This is a genomic window from Gordonia tangerina, from assembly GCF_021556435.1.
In the GTDB taxonomy this organism is placed as follows: Bacteria; Actinomycetota; Actinomycetes; order Mycobacteriales; family Mycobacteriaceae; genus Gordonia; species Gordonia tangerina.
In genome coordinates, this window is the sequence record NZ_JAKGCU010000015.1 from 78,042 (window position 1) to 96,577 (window position 18,536).

At 68.5% G+C, this 18,536-nt stretch carries 14 protein-coding genes; 2 read left to right on the forward strand and 12 right to left on the reverse strand.

Going from position 1 to position 18,536, the window contains the following annotated elements:
• Positions 1-9: 9 nt before the first annotated feature.
• From L1892_RS15920 to L1892_RS15955, 8 genes are all read right to left on the reverse strand, one after another.
• A complete protein-coding gene (locus L1892_RS15920; protein ID WP_235724583.1) occupies positions 10-300 on the reverse strand; it encodes a WhiB family transcriptional regulator in 291 nt (96 codons plus the stop codon).
• Positions 301-485: 185 nt separating this feature from the next.
• The gene (locus L1892_RS15925) at positions 486-719 is read right to left on the reverse strand and encodes a hypothetical protein (protein ID WP_235724584.1); all 234 of its coding nucleotides are present in this window, start codon (positions 717-719) and stop codon (positions 486-488) included.
• Positions 720-875: 156 nt separating this feature from the next.
• Positions 876-2,930 (reverse strand): ATP-dependent helicase, encoded by a 2,055-nt coding sequence (locus L1892_RS15930; RefSeq protein WP_266062379.1) that lies wholly within the window; start codon positions 2,928-2,930, stop codon positions 876-878.
• A 55-nt stretch (positions 2,931-2,985) separates the two neighbouring features.
• Positions 2,986-3,270, reverse strand: coding sequence for a mycoredoxin (locus L1892_RS15935; protein ID WP_235724585.1), 285 nt, complete (start codon positions 3,268-3,270; stop codon positions 2,986-2,988).
• Between the two features lie 78 nt (positions 3,271-3,348).
• Positions 3,349-4,281, reverse strand: coding sequence for an NAD(+) diphosphatase (gene nudC, locus L1892_RS15940; RefSeq protein ID WP_235724586.1), 933 nt, complete (start codon positions 4,279-4,281; stop codon positions 3,349-3,351).
• Positions 4,281-5,309: a potassium channel family protein gene (locus tag L1892_RS15945; RefSeq protein ID WP_235724587.1), complete on the reverse strand. Its 1,029-nt coding sequence runs from the start codon at positions 5,307-5,309 to the stop codon at positions 4,281-4,283. Before L1892_RS15945 ends, nudC begins: the two co-directional genes overlap by 1 nt.
• Positions 5,310-5,388: 79 nt before the next feature.
• Positions 5,389-8,787 carry an ATP-dependent helicase gene (locus L1892_RS15950; protein WP_235724588.1) on the reverse strand — a complete coding sequence of 1,133 codons (3,399 nt, stop codon included), beginning with the start codon at positions 8,785-8,787 and terminating at the stop codon, positions 5,389-5,391.
• Positions 8,780-12,319 (reverse strand): ATP-dependent helicase, encoded by a 3,540-nt coding sequence (locus tag L1892_RS15955; RefSeq protein ID WP_235724589.1) that lies wholly within the window; start codon positions 12,317-12,319, stop codon positions 8,780-8,782. The genes L1892_RS15950 and L1892_RS15955 overlap by 8 nt, the downstream gene beginning before the upstream one ends.
• 98 nt (positions 12,320-12,417) lie before the next feature.
• Between L1892_RS15955 and L1892_RS15960 the strand changes: the two genes are divergently transcribed.
• Entirely contained in the window at positions 12,418-13,209 is a 792-nt protein-coding gene (locus tag L1892_RS15960; RefSeq protein WP_235724590.1) for an alpha/beta fold hydrolase, read from the forward strand.
• Position 13,210: 1 nt separating this feature from the next.
• Positions 13,211-13,519: an MGMT family protein gene (locus L1892_RS15965; protein ID WP_235724591.1), complete on the forward strand. Its 309-nt coding sequence runs from the start codon at positions 13,211-13,213 to the stop codon at positions 13,517-13,519.
• Positions 13,520-13,612: 93 nt separating this feature from the next.
• Here the strand turns inward: L1892_RS15965 and L1892_RS15970 are convergent, their stop codons facing one another.
• From L1892_RS15970 to nirB, 4 genes are read right to left on the reverse strand one after another with little or no spacing between them, the layout of a single operon-like run.
• A complete protein-coding gene (locus tag L1892_RS15970) occupies positions 13,613-14,359 on the reverse strand; it encodes a sirohydrochlorin chelatase (RefSeq protein WP_235724592.1) in 747 nt (248 codons plus the stop codon).
• Positions 14,356-15,537, reverse strand: coding sequence for a uroporphyrinogen-III synthase (locus L1892_RS15975; RefSeq protein ID WP_235724593.1), 1,182 nt, complete (start codon positions 15,535-15,537; stop codon positions 14,356-14,358). The genes L1892_RS15970 and L1892_RS15975 overlap by 4 nt, the downstream gene beginning before the upstream one ends.
• A complete protein-coding gene (gene nirD / locus L1892_RS15980) occupies positions 15,534-15,968 on the reverse strand; it encodes a nitrite reductase small subunit NirD (RefSeq protein ID WP_235724594.1) in 435 nt (144 codons plus the stop codon). The genes L1892_RS15975 and nirD overlap by 4 nt, the downstream gene beginning before the upstream one ends.
• A complete protein-coding gene (gene nirB / locus L1892_RS15985) occupies positions 15,965-18,535 on the reverse strand; it encodes a nitrite reductase large subunit NirB (RefSeq protein ID WP_235724595.1) in 2,571 nt (856 codons plus the stop codon). Before nirB ends, nirD begins: the two co-directional genes overlap by 4 nt.
• Position 18,536 lies beyond the last annotated feature (1 nt).

The following is an 18,536-nucleotide window of genomic DNA, read 5'->3' on the forward strand; positions in this document are numbered from 1 at the left end:
CCCCACCTCTCACGCGGCGGTCTTGCGGGGGCGGCCACGGGGGCGCTTCCGCGCGATCACCGCGCCTCGCTCGAGGATCTCGCCGCCCCAGACCCCCCAGGGCTCGGCGCGGTCGAGCGCGGCCTGCAGGCAGGCCTGCTGCAACGGGCATTCGGCGCACATGGCCTTGGCGCGCTCCAGGTCTCGGGGATCCTCGGCGAACCACAGATCGGCGTCGGCCACCTGGCAGGGCAGGTCCAGGCCGCCGACCGACTCGCGGTCCGCCGAAAGACAGGATTCGAGAACGTAATCGACAGTCATTCTGCTCTCCACATCTGCTCGTGTTTGGTGTGTTGCACCCGAGTCCCGATGTGGATGTCGACTGTGAAACGAAAGCCTCGGCACTCGCCGGTGTCGGACGAGGTCGTCAGAGGTGGTTCACGGTCGTACACAAAGGGGCCACGGGTTTCGCCTCTGCGATTCGCCCGTGGCCCGAAAGGTCGGAGTCAGTGACTCCGCGGATTTCGTATCTGCACGGGGAACCGCTGCGGCGCTCGCGCTGCGGCGGTTGCTTCGCCTGCGGGTGCCTTGGCTACCCGGCCGGCGATCGGATGGACGGCCACCGGCACGCGGGTCTCGTCGACCCAGAAGCGGGCGTGACGGGGTGCATCGATGGCCAGAGCCAGGCTCGGCTGCGCCGCGGGCATTCCGACGAGTGCCGCCTTGATGATTCCGTTCACTGATCCGCTCCTTCCTGTGCTCGAGGGCTTCCACCTGTGAGGTGACCCGTTACGGACATACGAGTCTCTCCCCGTGCTGACGAATCAAGAGTAGGCGGGGCGACGCGAATCGCACAACCTATTTTTGACCTGCGGTTTCGTGTCCTGGACCACCGGTCATCCGCGGCGAGCGCCCCCGCGCGCCCGGACCAACTCCACAACCGCGCCACCCAACTGCTCCAGCTTCACCGGCCCGATCCCGGGGATGGACCCCAACGCCGCGGTGTCGGCCGGACGGCGATCGGCGATCGCCTCCAGCATCGCGTCGGTGAGCACGGCCAGTTCGCCGATACCGCGCTCCTGTGCGTGGTCACGGCGCCAGGCGCGCAGTGCCGCCAGCAGTTCGTCACCCTGCTCTTCGATGCGACAGCTGCCGCACCGGCCACGCACCCGCGACTCCGGGTTCACCAGGTCGGCGCCGCACTCGACACAGCGACCACTGCGTCGCGGGTCCAGTTCGATCCCGTCCAGGAAGCGGGTCCGGCGACGCGTGACGCGACCCGCCCCGGTGCGCGACAGACTCCACGACAGGTACAGATGCACCCGCGCGCGGGTGATGCCCACATAGAACAGCCGACGCTCTTCCTCGATGGCCTCGGCTCCGTTGCTGATCGCCTGTGCGATCGGTACCGATCCCTCGGTGAGCCCGACGAGGAAGACCGCATCCCATTCCAGTCCCTTGGCCGCATGCAGCGACGCCAAGGTGATCCCGGTGCGTTCGGGTGTGTGGCGTTCCTCGGCACGCGTGGTCAGCTCGGACACCAGCCTGCGCAACGACATGCCCGGCTCGTCTGCGAGTAGTTCGTCGACGACGGACATCAACGCCCGCAGGGATTCCCACCGGGCCTTGGCGTGCGGGCCGGCCGGCTCGTCGGCGCCGAGTCCGAGCGGCGCCAGCACCGCGCGCACCACTCGGGCGGTATCGGCGTCCGCCGGCAGATCGTCGCGAGCGGCGACGTCGGTGAGTTTGCGCATGGCCTGCACGATCTCGGTCCTGGTGAAGAATGCCTCGGCGCCGCGGACCTGATAAGAAATGCCGGCCTCGGTCAGCACCTCCTCGAACCGCTCCGATTGCGCGTTGACCCGGTACAGGACCGCGATCTCGGCGGGCGGGGTGCCCGCGTTGACCAGGTGTTTGATCTGCGCAACCACCCCGCGCGCCTCACGCATGTCATCGGCGAACTCGGCCGGCCGCGGGGCCGGTCCCCTATCACGCTGACCGATCAGTTCGAGACGCGTACCCGGGCTGCGTTCCTCGGCCGCCCCGATGACCTGGTTGGCGACGGCGACGACCTCCGGTGTGGACCGATAGTCACGCTCGAGGCGGACGAGGGTGGCCTCCGGGAAGCGACGGGTGAAACCCAGCAGATAGTCGGCGGTGGCCCCGGCGAAGGAGTAAATGGTCTGGTTGGCGTCGCCGACCACGGTCAGGTTGTCGCGTTCGCCGAGCCAGGAATCGAGCAGGCGCTGTTGCACCGGGGTGATGTCCTGGTACTCGTCGACGACGAAACAGCGGTAACGGGCGCGGAAGTTGGCCGCGGCATCCGGCTCGCGCAGGATCTCGCCGGCATAGATGATCAGGTCGTCGAAATCGAGCAACAGGTGCGAACCATCGCGTTTCGCCGCCTCGTACGCGTCGTAGACCGCGGCGACCACGTCATGACCGAACGGCGCGTCCCGGCCGGCGGTGGCGGCGCGAGCCGGGTAGTCGGCCGGGCTGATGAGCGAGCCCTTCGCCCACTCGATCTCGGTGGCCAGATCGCGTAGCGATTCACTCGTGGTGGTCACCCCGACCCCGCGTGCGGCGTGGGCCACCACCGGCAGTTTGTGATCGAGCAGTTCCCAGGTCAGGCCGCGCGGCCAGAAATAGCGCAGTTGACGGAGAGCCGCGGCGTGGAAGGTCTGAGCCTGAACCGACACCCCCGGACCGCTGATCTCCAACGCGCGCAGCCGCGACCGCAACTCGCCGGCCGCCCGGGTGGTGAAGGTCACCGCCAGAACATGGCCCGGACTCACCTGACCGCTGTCGATCAGGTGAGCGATGCGGCGAGTGATGGTGCGGGTCTTGCCGGTTCCGGCACCGGCCAGCACACAGACCGGCCCACGGGGTGCCATCACCGCCCGCTGCTGCTCGGGGTCGAGACCGTCGAGGATGCGGTGAGGATCGGGCACCGGTTCACTATGCCATCGGTCGCCGACATCGCGAACGGGCCCGCTCCGGGGTGGCTCAGACGCCGAGCTTGGCCTTGACCTCGGCCACCGACGGGTTGGTCGCAGTGGTGCCGTCGGCGTAGAGCACGGTCGGAACCACGTGGTTGCCGCCGTTGACGCTGCCGACGAATTCGGCGGCGTCCGGATTCAGCTCGATGTCCACTTCCTGCCAGGTCAGACCGAGACTCTTGAGCCCGGTCTTGAGGCGGGCACAGAAACCACACCAACTCGTGGTGTACATGGTCAGTTCGCCGGTGTCGGAAACCCGGGCCGAGGCGTCGTCGTCGATCACGTTGCTCATGTCCCCCATAACAGCACGAATCCCGCTGCTGTTCCCACTCATCGGGTTCGAGACCGGACGGCTCGGTGTCCGGACAGTTCAGTGCTCGGCGTAGGCCCACGCCGTGATCAGCGAACGGGCGATGGAGATCGAGCCGGGTAGCCGGAGTCGGCGTCCGTCGGAGCTGGTGCCCACCGCGCCGTCGCCACGGACCCACTCGCTGCCGTTCTCGAGCGCCTCGATCACCTCGGCACGCTCGAACCAGGCCGCGTCGCCGATCTCACCGTCCAAGAACTGCAGCGGCGTGGCGGGGTCGCCGAGAGCAGAGAAACCGAGCATCAGCGACCGCGGGAACGGCCACGGCTGGCTGCCCAGATACCGCGGCTCGGCAACGGTGATGCCGACCTCCTCGTACACCTCCCGCAGAACACACTGCTCCAGCGACTCACCGGGCTCGACGAATCCGGCGAGCGTCGAATACCAACCGTCGGGCCACACCGACTGTCGCCCCAACAGGACCCGGTCGGCCCCGTCGTGGACGACGGTGATGATCGCCGGATCGGTGCGCGGGAACTCGTCTACACCGGTGTCCGGGTGCCGGCGCACCCAACCGCCCCGCGCCGGTCGGGTGGGCGTGCCATCCACCGGCGAAAACGCCGCGGTGGCATGCCAATTGAGAATACCCAGGGCCGTCGCCAGCAGACCTGCGTCGTCGGCGGTCAGCCCGTGGGCGCCGCGGCGCGGATCGTCGGCGCGGCCGTCGAGTTCGCTGACCCGCACTGTCCACAGGTCGCTGCTCCCGACGCCGAGAAACACCGCGTCCATCGGCGGTCGGTCACCGAGGTCGGTGGCTTCGATCCATCGCAGGCCACCGTCGTCGGCCACCGGATACCGCCCGGCCTGATCGATCTGCAGCACCCGCGCCGTCGGCCAACCCGACTGCATCCGGTCCGGGTCGTCGCGGATCTCGTCGGCCCGGTCGAACCTGGCCTGCGCCAGCATCGGCGGGCGGGCCAACGTGAAGTGGGCCATCAGTCCTGACCTCCCTTGCGCACATACAGCAGTCGGTCGCCGACCTCGATTTGTTCGACCTCGCTGTCGTCCACGCGATGCAAGACGCCGTTGCGCACCACCCCGAGCACGAGGTCGCGGGTGTGCGCCGGAGATCCGCCGGTCTCGGTGGGGTCGACTTCGCGTTCGGCGATGGCGTAGCCGGCGTCGGGGGTGAGCAAGTCCTCGATCACCTCCACCACCGACGGGGTCATGGTGGCGATGCCGAGCAGCCGGCCGGCGGTCTCCGACGACACGACAACCGAGTTCGCACCCGACTGACGCATCAGGTGGGTGTTCTCCGACTCGCGGATCGACGCGACGATCTTGGCCCGGGGATTGAGTTCGCGGGCGGTCAGGGTGGCCAAGACCGCGGTGTCGTCACGGTTGGCGGCCACCACGATGCTCGCCGCATGGGCCACCCCCGCCAAGCGCAGGATGTCGGACTTGGTGGCGTCGCCGCGGACGGTGACAAGCCCGTCTGCGGCCGCGGCCTCGAGCACATCGGCATCGGCGTCGACCACGACGATCTCGGCCGGTTTGATGCCGTCACCGATCATCGCGTCCACCGCGGTTCGTCCCTTGGTGCCGAATCCGATCACGACGGTGTGGTTACGCACGCTGTTCCTCCAACGCTGGATCTTGAGGGCCTGCCGGGATCGCTCGGTCAGCACCTCGAGCGTGGTGCCGATCAACACGATCAGGAACAGCACGCGCAGCGGGGTGATCACCAGCAGGTTGATCAGGCGGGCAAACGGGGTCACCGGGGTGATGTCGCCGTATCCAGTGGTCGACAACGTCACCGCCGAGTAATACAGAGCATCCAGAAACGAGAGCTCCCCGCCTTGGGAGTCCTTGTAGCCGTCCCGGTCGAGGAACACGATCACCGACGTCAGGAACAGGGCGATGACCGCGAACACGACGCGCTTGCCGATCGCCCGTCCCGGACTCTGTTGCAGTTCCGGGATGCGGACGACCCCGACCAGTGCGTAGTCGGGCCCCTCCGACAAGTGCTCGGATCGTAGCCGGCTGCCGAATCCACGAGGTCGTCTCAAATGTGCCGCCGTTCGTTCACGAGGCGAATCTAGCTCATTTCGCGAGCAAAGCCGCGAGTGCAGGTCGATCGGGCAGGTCATCGGGTTCCAGGGTGTAGCCGGACCGCACGTAGTGAAATGCCGCGCGCACCTTCTCCAGCGGGACCCCGGCCAACTGCGCCCAGGCGATCCGGTAGGCGGCGAGTTGCACGAACAGCGACTCGCGGCGGGCCGGCTCGGGCACCGAACCGGTCTTCCAGTCCACCACCAGCCAGCCGCCATCGGATTCGGCGAACACCGCATCGATGCGGCCGCGGATCACGGTGGGACCGATGACCGTCTCGAACGGCACCTCGACCTCGGTGGGGCTGCGCTGAGCCCAGCGCGACGCGAGGAAGGACGCACGCAGCTCCTCGAGGTCGGTGTCGGGAGCCGCGGTGGCGTCGGCCGCACCGGGCAGTTCGTCGATGTCGAGGAGTCGGGTGGCGCCGAACCAGCCCTCCACCCAGGCGTGGAAGGCGGTGCCGCGGCGCGCGGTCGGGTTGGGTGCGAATGGGGTGGGGCGACGCAGCCGCCGCGCGAAGGCCGCCTCGTCGGCGTCGAGTTCGACGAGCTGGCTGACCGACAGGTGCGTCGGCAACGCCACGTCGACCTCCGCGGTGTTGATGCGGTGGTGCTCGGCCAGCAGAGCGTCCACCTCGGCGCGCCAGGCGGCGATCTCCCGAGCCGACTCGGTCAGGTCTGCTTCCGAGGTCACCGACGCTCCGGACCCGGGTGTGATGTCAGTGGCCGACGCCTCGAACAGCGTCGGTGTGCCGCGCGCGGCGATCGCGTCTTCCACCAGTCGTGCCGCGGCGTCGACCGCGTCTCGCCGCTCCCCCAGCACGTCCCGAGGCCACGGCGCGCTCACGATCTCGTCGGCCAACGGATTGGTTGCGTCCTGCGCCGGCTCGTCGGCGTCGACATCGATCGCCATGCCGGTCGAGTCGACGGTCGGATCGTCGATCGCCGCGGTGACGATCGCGCGGATCTCGGCGAAGAACTCCGACCCACCGCGCGGTCGGTCGCCGCTCTCCGACCAGTGGTGGGCGGAGATCAGCAACGTCTCCTTGGCTCGGGTGAGCGCGACATAGAGCAGCCGCCGGTCCTCTTCGAGCCGACGCTGCGCGATGGCCTCCTTGTGCTCGGTCAGCGCCACTTCGAGTTCCTTGCGGTCGGCGACCGCGTGCAGGTCGAGCGGCGGGAAGCCCTCCGCGTTCGCACCGTCGGCGAGGTCGCCGCGCAATTGCGCGGGCAGTTCCTTGGCACTACCCAACCAGGTGCTGTCGGCACGTCCGCCCGGAAAGATGTTGTGGCACAGATGAGGCAACACCACGACATCCCACTCCAGGCCTTTCGCGGCATGGACGGTGAGGATCTGCACGCGTTGTTCGGCGACCTCGATGCGACCGGGCTCGAGCCCCTTCTCGATGGTCTCGGCGGTCTCGAGGAACGCCAACAAGCCGGGCAGATTCGCACCCGACCGTTCGGCGTAGGTGGTCACGTACTCCGCGAATGCATCGAGGTGCTCACGGCCGGTGATCGCACCACGCATCCGGCGCGCCCGGATCTGCGCCTCCACGGCCACTCCGATGGTGTTCTCCACGTCGGCGACCAATTCGGGCAACGGCTGGCCGATCCGGCGGCGCAGCGACTCCAATTGGGCGCCGAACGTCCGAATACGCCGAAAACCCTCCTCGCTGTATCGATGTGGCTCTCCCGGGTCGACCAACGCATCGGCGATGCCTGCGCGATCCACGATCTCGGTGGGCAGCACCGCATCCAACGCGTTGTCGAGCGCCTCGCGCGAGGCGACGATCCCGTTGGCGGCAGTGAACTCGACGGCTGCGAGCTCGGTGGCCCGTTTCCACAGTGACGCGAGGTCGCCCGCACCGAGTTGCCATCGGGCGCCGGTCAGCAACCGCATCGCCGCCGTACCGGCCATCGGATCGGCGATCAGGCGCAGCATCGCCACCACGTCCTCAATCTCCGGCACGTGCAGCAGCCCGCCGATGCCGACCACCTCGGCAGGAATGCCACGGCTCTCCAGTTCGGCCGCCAAGGGCGCCGAATCGTCGTTGCGGCGCACCAGGATCGCGGTGGTCGGTGGCGGCTCACCGGCCGCCTCGGCGCCTCGGTAGAGGCGTTCGACCTGTTCGCCGATCCAGCGCCGTTCGTCGACGACGGTCTCGGTGAGGGCGAGGTCGACGGTGCCGGTGGGCGCGTCCGGCCGGGGCCGCAACACACTGACCGGGATGCCGCGGCGCCGCAGCTCTTCGGATGTCTGGTTGGCCAACCGCAGAGCGTGTGCCGAATTACGCCAACTCGTCAGCAATTCCAGGCGCACCGCAGGGGTGCCGTCGGACTGACGGAAGTCGTCGGTGAAGCGAGGCAAGTTGGCCGCCGAGGCCCCACGCCAGCCGTAGATCGACTGGATGGGATCGCCGACCGCGGTAACCGCGACCGATCCCCGCGCCGATCGTTTCGGCGCGCCCGGCGCCACGCCGAACAGTGTGGCGAGCAGAATGCGCTGCGAGTGGCCGGTGTCCTGGTACTCGTCGAGCAACACCGCCTTGAACGAGGTGCGTTCGGCAGCGGCGACTTCCGGGTTTCGCATCACCAGCCGGGCCGCCAGGGACATCTGGCTGCCGAAATCGAGGGCCGTCGCCGCCCGCATCGTCTCACCCAGCGCGATGACCATCGGGATGAGTTCGCGCCGCTCGTCGATGACGTCCTGGATCTTCAGCAACGCCTGAGTCGGGGTGTCGCGCTGACGCGGTCCCTTCGGCAGTGTGTCGATCAGCTGGTACAGGTCGTCACCGGCGCGACGGAGGTCGTCGAAGTCGACCAGGTGCTCGGCCATGTCGCCGTAGAGCTTCAGCACCGCTTCGGTGACGCTGGCCGGCACCTTGGTGGTCTGCAGCTCGCCGGTCCAGTTGGACACCACCGAGAACGCCATCTGCCACAACTCCGTCTCCGACAGGAGCGTGGAGTTGGGTTCCACCGGCAGCAGCAGACCGTAGTCGGCGATGAGCCGCCCGGCGTAAGCGTGATAGGTACTCACCTCGGGGTCACCGCCGCTCAGCCGGGCGGCGATGGCACCGTCGACATCCCAGCCGCGCAACGCCGAGGACCCCGCCAGCATCGACAGTCTTCGCCGGATCCGCGCGCCGAGCTCACTGGCCGCCTTCCGCGTGAACGTCAGGCCGAGCACCTCGTCGGGAGCGACGAGACCGTTGGCCACCAGCCACACCACCCGAGAGGCCATGGTCTCGGTCTTGCCCGCACCGGCGCCCGCCACCACCAACACCGGCTCCATCGGTGCCTCGATCACCGCGACCTGTTCGGGCGTCGGAGTCGGCAAACCAAGGGCAGCGGCGATCGCGACGGCCGAGATCGTGGGCCGCTCAGTCATCGATCACCATCTTCCCACGAAGCTGGGCCGGACAGCTCGACGCCAGCGCGCAATGACTGCATCCGGGATTGCGGGTGGCGGCGAACACCGGACCGACGCTGGCACGGGCGGCATTGCGCACCACCGAGATCCACTCGTCGACCTGCTCGGTGCTCAGTGGCTCCTGGACACGTTCGGCCGCGCCGGTGTTCTTGTTCGCCGACGACACGTACACCAGCCGTCCACCGCCGGGCTGCACCGGCTCGGACTGTCCACTCGTCGCCCCGCCGAGGGCCAACGCCAGCTGATAGGTGGCCAGCTGGGCGTGCTCCTGGGCGTCGGCCTTGGTGATCGCCGTCTTGGCCGTCTTCACGTCCACCACCACCGGACGGCCCTGATGATCGCGCTCGAGCCGGTCGATCCGACCCCGCAGCCGCACCGCCATCTCCTGCTCGTCCGCGTCAACCGGAACCGTCGCGTCGATATCGGCCTCCACCCCCACTTCGGACAGCTCGTCGCGTGAGATCCGCAGCCAGTCCCGGAAGTTGGTGAGCATCGCTTCGGCGCGTTCAAGTTCACGGACCGAGTACCACGCCGCGCCGGTGTCCACCCGATCCCAGATGCCGCGCAGCGCGGCGGTGACCTCAGCCGGTTCGATCTGGCCGGCGACCGCCTGGACGAGCGTGTGGACCAGGCTGCCGGTCAGCGCCGGCGTCCCGTCCCCGTCGCGGCCGCCATGACGCTCGAGCACCCATCGCAACGAACACCGGGTCAGCGCCTCGACGTTTGAGGGCGACAACGTCACCGGCCCCCGGTCGGGAGCCCACAACGCGATCTCGGCGCTGGGCCCGCCCAGGCCGTACCAGTCCCGGGGCGCGGCACCAGGGATATCGGAATCCGACAGTTGGGCAAGAAGTTCCGCGGCCGCGCGGGCCTTCTCTCCCGGACCGTCGGGACCGATGTCACCGACCACCTCGGAGCGCAGCGTCGCCACCAACGACGGCAGCGACAGCACACGGTCGACCCCCGGGTCCAGAGGCAATTCGGCCAATGCCGTGTCCGCCGTGCCGTCGGCACCGAGATCGTCGGCATCGGGCAGGGCGGTGCCCCGGAACCGACGGATGGCGTCGGCAATCTCGACGACGAACCGCGACGGCGAGGCATCACCGCCGCCGTCCTCCACCGCGGTGACGAGCAGTCGACGACGCGCGCGAGTACACGCCACCAGCAGCAATCGGCGTTCGTCGGCGAGCGCCGACCGCGACCGCGCGACCGTGTCCAGGGCATCCGGGTCGAGACCGTCGAGCAGATCGACGAGTTGTCCGGTCGCCAGCACGCTGCCACGACTGCGCAATGACGGCCACAGCCCATCGAGAACCCCGGCCACGGCCACCACGTCCCACTCGCGGCCGGCGGCAGCGTGCGCCGAGAGCACCGTGACCGCGTCGTTGGCCGAGCCGGCCAATCGACTGTCCCGCGGAATCTGCAGCGCCGCCAGGTACCGCACGAATCCGGCCGGCCCCGCCGCGGGCAAGGTATCGACGAAATTGGCGGCGGCCTCGAACATGGCCATCACGGCATCGAGATCGCGGTCGGCCTGCTCACCCGCCGGTCCGCCACGGATCGCGCTCGCCGCCCACCGTCGTTCCAGGCCGGTGGCCTGCCATGCCGCCCAGAGTGTCTCCTCGACCCCACGTCGAGCGCGATGGGCACGATCGGCGGCCGCTATGACGTCGAGAGTGCGCACCAGCGGGCGGGCCTCAGCCTCGGTCAGCGCCGCGATGTAGCGGGCGGCGACGTCAGGGTCGAGCAACGCCCGCCGAATCGCGATCAGCGAATCGGTGGCCGCGCCTCCCCCGCTGCGCTCGTCGAGACGCCGCACACCGCGACGTAGTCGGCGCATCGCGCCGGGATCGGCGCCACCGACCGGACCACCCAGTAGGGCCACCGCATCGTCGATCGTGAACTCATGGTCCGCGGCCGATCCGTCGTCCACCGCCGATTTGTCCACAGCGTCCGGCGCTGCCGGTTCGCCATCCGCCCTGTCGCGATCAGCCGGTTGTCCGGCCAGCTCCCGTTCGGCCGACTCCCGCTGCGCCAGATCCCGCGCAGCCACCACGCGTAGGACACCCATCAGGGCGCCGACGGCCCGTTGGCGATGCAACGGCAGATCGCTGGTGGGCGTCGTCACCGGCACCCCGGCCGAGCGGAAGGCGCGCCGCAACGCAGGCAAGGCCAGCGACACCGACCGCACCACCACCGCCATCCGCGACCACGGCACGCCACCGAACAGATGCGCGCGACGCAACAGGTCGGCGACGGCGGTCGCCTCCTTGGCCGCCGAGCTGAAGACCTTCACCTCCGCACCCCCGGGCAATGGATCCGTGTCATCGCCGTCGGCCTCGTCGGTCGGCCTCGGATACGGGTGCGACCGGGCGCCGGGCAGCCGAGCTGCGAGCGCGGCACCGACCGCCGCGATTTCGGGATGGTTGCGGAAAGTCTTTTCCAGCAGAACATCTCGCGGAGTGCCGAGGTCGGTCAGCTCGTCGGCGAATCGCGGACTGGCCCCGCGAAAACCGAACACCGATTGATCGGTGTCCGCTGCGATGATCGTCGAATCCGCGCCCGTCCCGATCAACGTCACCAACGCCGCCGCCTGCGGGTCGAGGTGCTGAGCGTCGTCGACCAGCAGATGCCGAATTCGTCGGCGCTGCCCGGCGAGCAGATCCGGATCGGTCGCAAACGCCGACAGCGCCGAACCGATGAGTTCGGCCGCATCCACCGCGGGCGCCGATGCGCCGGGGGCGTCGGCACCGACTGCGCCGCGCAACAACATGTTCTGCTCGTACTGCGCGTAGGCACGACCGGCCGCCACCCATTCCGGCCGGCGGTGTTCGCGTCCCAGCGCGGTCAGTTCCTCGGGTCCCACGCCACGCTCGGCAGCCCGCATCATCAGGTCGCGTAGTGCCTGTGCGAATCCATCGGTGCCCAGCGCCGGCCGCAGCCGTTCCGGCCAGTACCGGGCGCCGTCCTCAATGTCACCGGCCAGCAGTTCGCGCAGCACCATGTCCTGCTCGGACCCGGTGATCAGGCGGGGCGGCGGATTGCCGTGCGCGGAGGCCTGCAGCCGCAACACCGCGAAGGCGTAGGAGTGCACGGTGCGCACCAATGGTTCACGCAGCGCGCGGTTCTCGACGCCACCGTCCGCACCCCCCGAGGTCGCCGACAACACCCGTCGGGTGATCTCTTCTCGCAACGAGGCCGCGGCACGTCGGGACGCCGCGAGCACCAGAACGGACTCGGCATCCACATCGTCACGCAACAGCCGCGCGACCGCGGCGTCGACGATGACCGACGTCTTTCCCGTACCCGGGCCACCGTGTACCCGGACAGGCGACCACGACCGCGACGAATCCCGCGTCACCGCCGATTCGATCACTTCGGTGACCTCCGCGGGCCATTGCCGCGTACGGTCGTCGACGCCCGGTGCCGCGGTCAGTCGGGTACGCAGCGCCGTCCCCGCGGTGGGGTGGGAATCGCTGCGTCGGGCCATGTCCCCATGGAAGCACGCGCCACCGACAGCCTCGGCGAGCAGCACCGTGAAGATGGCGTGCCAACGCAGTCGCCACGCTGCTACGGCAGGATGGCGTCATGCCGTTGACCACCCACACATTCGGACCCGATACCGGCGACGCCGCAGCTGTCCTGGCCATCCATGGCCTCACCGGCCACGGCCGCCGGTGGGCGGCACTGGCCGGCGACCAGCTACCCGACCTGCGCCTGATCGCACCTGATCTCCTCGGCCACGGCCACTCGCCGTGGACACCGCCGTGGTCCTACGAAGACCACGTCGACGCGTTGGTCGCAGTTGTCGACGAGCACATCCCTGCCTCTGCGCGTCCGTTCGTGATCGTCGGTCACTCGTTCGGCGGAGCGCTCGCCGTCCGGCTGGCCCATCGTCTCGGCGATGCGGTCGCGGGGTTGGTGTTGCTCGACCCGGCGCAAGGTCTCGATCCGTCGTGGGCGCTGGAGGTCGCCACCGACAGCCTGGCCCACTGGGACTACGCCGACGCCGATCACGCCCGGTCGGCGAAACGCAGCGAGGGGTGGGCGGACATCCCGGAGACGCTGTTGGACAAGGAGATCGATGAGCACCTGGTTCCCCTGGCCAACGGCCGGGTGGGATGGCGGGTGAGTGCGCCGGCGGCGGCCACGGCGTGGAGTGAGATGGCCCGCGAGGCGTTGCTCCCACCGACCGGACTGTCGACGGTGGTCGTGGTGGCCGATCGCGTCCGGCCACCGTTCGTGGGCCCCGACTTCCTCGCATCCTGCGCGGACGCGGAGTCGATTCGGGTGGTACATGCCGACTGCGGGCACATGGTGCCGTACCTGGAGCCGGAACTCACCGCGACGTTGATCCGCGAGATTCTCGAGCAGGTCTGAGATGGCCGCCATCACTGATGACGACGTGGAGCGGGTGCGGGGACTGGTCGCGGCGATCCCGGAAGGCATGGTGACCACCTACGGTGACCTCGGCCATGCGGCCGGGTTGTCCAGCCCGCGGATCGTAGGCGCGATCATGCGGACCGATTCCGGTGACCTCCCTTGGCATCGCGTGGTCCCCGCCTCGGGCCGCCCGACCCCACACCTGGCCGAGCGACAGTTGGCGAGGCTGCACGCCGAGGGCGTTCCCATCCGAGACGGGCGGGTCGTCCTCCGCGAGTGCCGCTGGAGACCCGGCATCGATGACTGACCGGAGGTGATCGGCTCTCTGGCGGGACCGTGATGTGATCTCGATACGCCACTCACTCCGTTCGCGGCCATCCACCGGAGGTCGCCATTGGGGTCAGCCGCTGACCGGCGCCTGACGACGGTATGGGCTGATCGCGGCGCGCATGCGCGTGACGATGAGGTCCACGATGCGCTGATCGGCTCCGAGCGGATCGGCGACGACATCGGCACCGTAGGTGTGCAGTCGCTGATGGAACAACCCAGGCGCCAGCAGATAACTCGCGATGGCCACGCGGCGTCCGTTCCGCGATGCCCGTTCGACAGCTTCGGGAACCGACGGCGTCGCGGTGGTGATGAAGCCCACTTCGACACGTCCGCCGATGATCGACTCCAGCTGCCGGGCAGCGAGATGCACTTGGCCGCAAGCGCTCTCGTCAGACGAGCCGGCCGCGGCCAGCACCACCGAGTCACCCGGCTCCCAACCGGCCTCGACGAGCCGCAGGCGGGCCACATCGGCGATGGCCGGATCCGGCCCGAGCGCCCGGGTGACGATCGTGTCGCAACGCCCCGCTGCCTCGACATGCTGCGGCAGATCCTTGCGGACGTGATACCCCGACGCCAGGAACGCCGGTACCAACACCGCCGGGCGGTCGACATCGGCGATGACCTCGGCCGGGGTGGGGCCGAGCACGTCGACGAAGGCGGTGCGGGTGGTACCCACCTGCTTTCCGACGGCCTCGGCGATCTCCGCGATCACGCTGACGCCGTGCGGATTTCGGGTGCCGTGAGCGACCAGCACCGGGCTGACGTCACGCAGCCGGTCGCCGAACGGCAGGTACTGACGAGTGTGTCGATGCCTCATTCCCCGTCCTCTTCCCCCTCGTATTCCAGGTCGACAGCGAGTCGATATCCCCGCTTGACCACGGTCTGGATCATCTTCGGATCACCCAGTGCATTGCGCAGCCGGGCCACTGCCACTTCCACGGCGTGGGTGTCGGAGCTGTCGCCGGGCAGTCCGGCCAGCAGCTCGTGGCGCGAGACCACCCGACCGGGTGAGGCAGCGAGTGCCTTGAGCATGATCAAACTGGTCGCCGACATATCACGCAGCGCGCCGTCGACGATCACCGCCTGACCGCGGATGGCGGTGTCGTGACCGTGAACTCGCAAGTTGTGACTTCTCCGGGGCAACTCGTCGGTGATCAACCGCACCAAGGCGCCGAGTCGATACCGTTTCGGATAACTGGTCGGGATCTGCAACGCCTCCAACGGACCGGCGGTGACCGAACCCACGCACATCACCGGCACCGCCGTCCGCATCGCGTGCACGAACTGCGGCAGCTTGCCGAGTTCTTTGGCGCGCGTGAGGATCGACGCCGCGGCCGGCGCGCTGGTGAAGGTGATCGCGTCGAGATCGCCGCGTACCACTGCGCCGATCATGCGATCGATCCGATCGACGTCGGGATGCATGTTCCAGCGATACACCGGGATCGGTAGCACCTGGGCGCCAGCGGCACGCAGCACTGCGCAGAAGTCCGGCAAGGGCTCCCATTCGGTGGTCGCACCGTGTAACTGGACCGCGATCCGCACGCCCTCGACCCCCTCGTCCAGCAACCGGTCGAGCACCTCCGACGACGACTCGCTTCCCGGAGACCACTCTTCGCGCAACCCGGCCGCCCGAATCGCGCCCTTGGCCTTCGGTCCCCGGGCGATGAGCCGACTCTTTCCCAACGCGGTGATCAGCGGCTCGGCCCCGCCCCAGCCGTCGGCGGCCTCCACCCAGCCACGAAAGCCGATACCCGTGGTGGCGACCATCAGTTCCGGTGGATCGGCAATGATCGTCTCGGTCACCTGCTCGAGTTCGGTGTCGTCGACGAGCGGCAGGATCCGGATCGTCGGAGCGGCCATCACCTCGGCACCCCGGCGTTCGAGCAGCGCAGCGAATTCCTCGGCGCGCCGCGCCGCGGTGATCCCGATGGTGAATCCGGCCAGTGGTAGGGCCTCGGCGTCGTCGGCGAGGGCCGTGTCTTTGCTGTTGCTCATCGGCGCTGGAAGTACACCTCGACAATGTCGTCGACCACCCGTACGGCGTAGCTGGGCACCGACATCGCTTCGTCGTCGAGGCAGATGCCGGAGCGCAGCGAGAACACCTGCTTGCCCAGCGGGCTGGCAACGGTCGGCTCGCCACCGCGGTCGCCGGTGACGCCGCGGGACAGCACCGCTGCGCGTGCGAACGGGTCGATGTTGCCGATGGCGTACAGCCGGGTCCGTCCCACCACCGCTTCTCGGTCGGTCTCCACCGCCGGGATGCGGAAGAGCGCGGCCTGCTCGAAGTCGGGACCCAACACACCGGCCCCTCGTCCGATGGCGAGATCGGCCAGGGCGCACGCACGGATCCACTGTCCGGGTACGGCCTCGGCATGCGTGGTCGGGTCAGCGGGTTGGTTCGCCGTCGATCGCGCAGCGACTGTCATGTCGGCACTCCTTCACGTTCTGTTGCGTCGTTGGTGGCGGACTCGGTGTCGACGCGGCCGGGCATCGACGGCATGTCGAGCAGCACCGGGATCTTGCGCTCGACGTCGGTGTCGGTGAACTGGATCGTCGGATCGACCACCTCCGGTGCGTTGACGAACGAGACGAAGCGCTTGAGCTTATCCTCGTCCTCGAGTACCGCTGCCCACTCGTCGCGGTAGCCCTCGACGTGGCGTTCCATGGCCGCTTCGAGATCGGCCGCGAGACCCAGGCTGTCGTCGCAGACCACCGCCTTCAGATGATCGAGTCCGCCCTCCATCGCCTCCAGCCACGGCGCGGTACGCTGCAGGCGATCGGCGGTGCGGATATAGAACATCAGGTACCGATCAATGTAGGCGACCAGCGTCTGGTCATCCACTCCGCTGGCCAGCAGTTGGGCGTGTTTCGGGCTCTGTCCGCCGTTACCGGCCACGTAGAGGTTCCACCCGTTCTCGGTGGCGATGACACCGACATCCTTGCCCCGCGCCTCGGCGCATTCGCGGGCACAGCCCGACACACCGAACTTCAGTTTGTGCGGCGACCGCAGGCCCCGGTAGCGCTTCTCCAGAAAGACGGCCATGCCGACGGAATCCTGCACACCGTAGCGGCACCAGGTGGACCCGACGCAGCTCTTCACCGTGCGCAGGCTCTTGCCGTAGGCGTGCCCGGATTCCATGCCGGCGTCGACGAGGCGACGCCAGATCTCCGGGAGCTGGTCGACGCGGGCGCCGAAGAGGTCGATGCGCTGACCACCGGTGATCTTGGTGTACAGACCGAAGTCACGGGCGATCTCACCGATCACGATGAGCTGTTCGGGGGTCACCTCCCCGCCCGGCATGCGCGGGACGACCGAGTAGGAGCCGTTCTTCTGCATGTTGGCGAGGAAGTGGTCGTTGGTGTCCTGCAGGGACGCCTGCTCGCCGTCGAGGATGTGGTCGCTTGACGTGGAGGCCAGGATGGACGCCACCGTCGGCTTGCAGATGTCGCAGCCTTGACCGCTGCCGTAGCGGTCGATGATCTCGGAGAACGTGCGGATACCGGTGACCGAGATGATCTCGTACAGTTCGGCGCGCGACTGCTCGAAGTGCTCGCACAGGGCCTTGGACAGTTCTACACCAGAGGCCGCCAGTAGCGACTTGACGCTGGGCAGACAGCCACCGCAGGTGGTTCCGGCGCAGGTGGTCTTCTTGATGTCGGCGATCTCGCAGGCGCCGTCGGCGATCGCCGAGCAGATGGTTCCCTTGGAAACGCCGTTACACGAACAGATCTCGGCCTCGTCGGGCAGCGCGTCCACGCCGACCGCGGGACCCGAGGCCGGCGCGATCAGCGCAGCCGGGTCACCCGGGATCTCGCTGCCCACCATCGGTTTGAGCAGCGCGTATGCCGACGCATCACCCACGAGGATGCCGCCGAGCAGTGTCTTGGCGTCATCGGAGACCACCACTTTCGCGTACCGCCCGGCAACGGGGTCGTGGTAGACGATCTCCAGCGCGTTCTCGGTGGTCGCCATGGCGTCACCGAAGCTGGCCACGTCGACACCGAGCAATTTGAGCTTGGTCGACATGTCCGCACCGGGGAAAGTGGACTGCTGCCCGAGGAGTTGGTCGGCCACCACCTCGGCGGTGCTGTATCCGGGCGCGACCAGCCCGTAGCAACGACCCTCGACTGCGGCGACCTCCCCGATCGCGAACACGTCGGGATCATCGGTTCGGCATGAGGTGTCGACCAGCACGCCGCCACGTTCGCCGACCGCAAGACCGGCGTTGCGGGCCACCTGGTCGCGCGGCCGCACGCCCGCCGAGAACACGACCAGGGCGGCATCGATCTCGCTGTCGTCGCTGAGCGTCACGGTGAGCCCGCCGGAGTCGGAATCGGCGATGTCGGCCGTTCCGACGCCGGTGTGCACAGTCAACCCCAGGTCGGTCACCAGGTTCTCCAGGACCGACCCGCCCCCGTCGTCGACCTGCATGGGCATCAACCGTGGCGCGAACTCCACCACATGGGGGGCCATCCCCATCAGCTTCAGCGCATTGGCCGCCTCCAGTCCCAGCAGACCGCCGCCCACGACGATTCCGGGCGCACCCGGTCCGGCTGCCTCGGCGGCCGTCCGGATGGCGTCCAGATCATCGAGCGTGCGATAGACGAAACATTTGTCGTTGTCGTGTCCGGGAACCGGCGGGACGAAGGCATATGACCCGGTGGCGAGCACGAGAGCGTCATAGTCGATTTCCCGTCCCACCGACGTCACCACCCGCCGGCCCGCACGGTCGACGTCGGTCACGACTTCACCCAGGTGGGTCACGACGTGATCGTCACCCGCGTAGGTGTTGCCATCCAGTGCCAGCGAATCCCGCTGCCAGGAACCGACATACGAGGACAGTCCGACGCGGTCGTAGGCGGGATCGGCCTCTTCGGAAACAACTTCGATCCGCCAGGTGTCGTTGATGTCGCGGGTACGGAGGGTCTGCACGAAGCGGTGACCCACCATGCCGTGGCCGACCACGACTACGGTCTTGGATTCGCTGGTCACT

Coding starts and splice junctions, on each gene's coding strand:
- L1892_RS15920 (WP_235724583.1), bottom strand. CDS start 300: ATGACTGTCGATTACGTTCTCGAATCCTGTCTTTCGGCGGACCGCGAG.
- L1892_RS15935 (WP_235724585.1), bottom strand. CDS start 3,270: ATGAGCAACGTGATCGACGACGACGCCTCGGCCCGGGTTTCCGACACC.
- nudC (WP_235724586.1), bottom strand. CDS start 4,281: ATGGCCCACTTCACGTTGGCCCGCCCGCCGATGCTGGCGCAGGCCAGG.
- L1892_RS15950 (WP_235724588.1), bottom strand. CDS start 8,787: ATGACTGAGCGGCCCACGATCTCGGCCGTCGCGATCGCCGCTGCCCTT.
- L1892_RS15955 (WP_235724589.1), bottom strand. CDS start 12,319: ATGGCCCGACGCAGCGATTCCCACCCCACCGCGGGGACGGCGCTGCGT.
- L1892_RS15960 (WP_235724590.1), top strand. CDS start 12,418: ATGCCGTTGACCACCCACACATTCGGACCCGATACCGGCGACGCCGCA.
- L1892_RS15965 (WP_235724591.1), top strand. CDS start 13,211: ATGGCCGCCATCACTGATGACGACGTGGAGCGGGTGCGGGGACTGGTC.
- L1892_RS15970 (WP_235724592.1), bottom strand. CDS start 14,359: ATGAGGCATCGACACACTCGTCAGTACCTGCCGTTCGGCGACCGGCTG.
- L1892_RS15975 (WP_235724593.1), bottom strand. CDS start 15,537: ATGAGCAACAGCAAAGACACGGCCCTCGCCGACGACGCCGAGGCCCTA.
- nirD (WP_235724594.1), bottom strand. CDS start 15,968: ATGACAGTCGCTGCGCGATCGACGGCGAACCAACCCGCTGACCCGACC.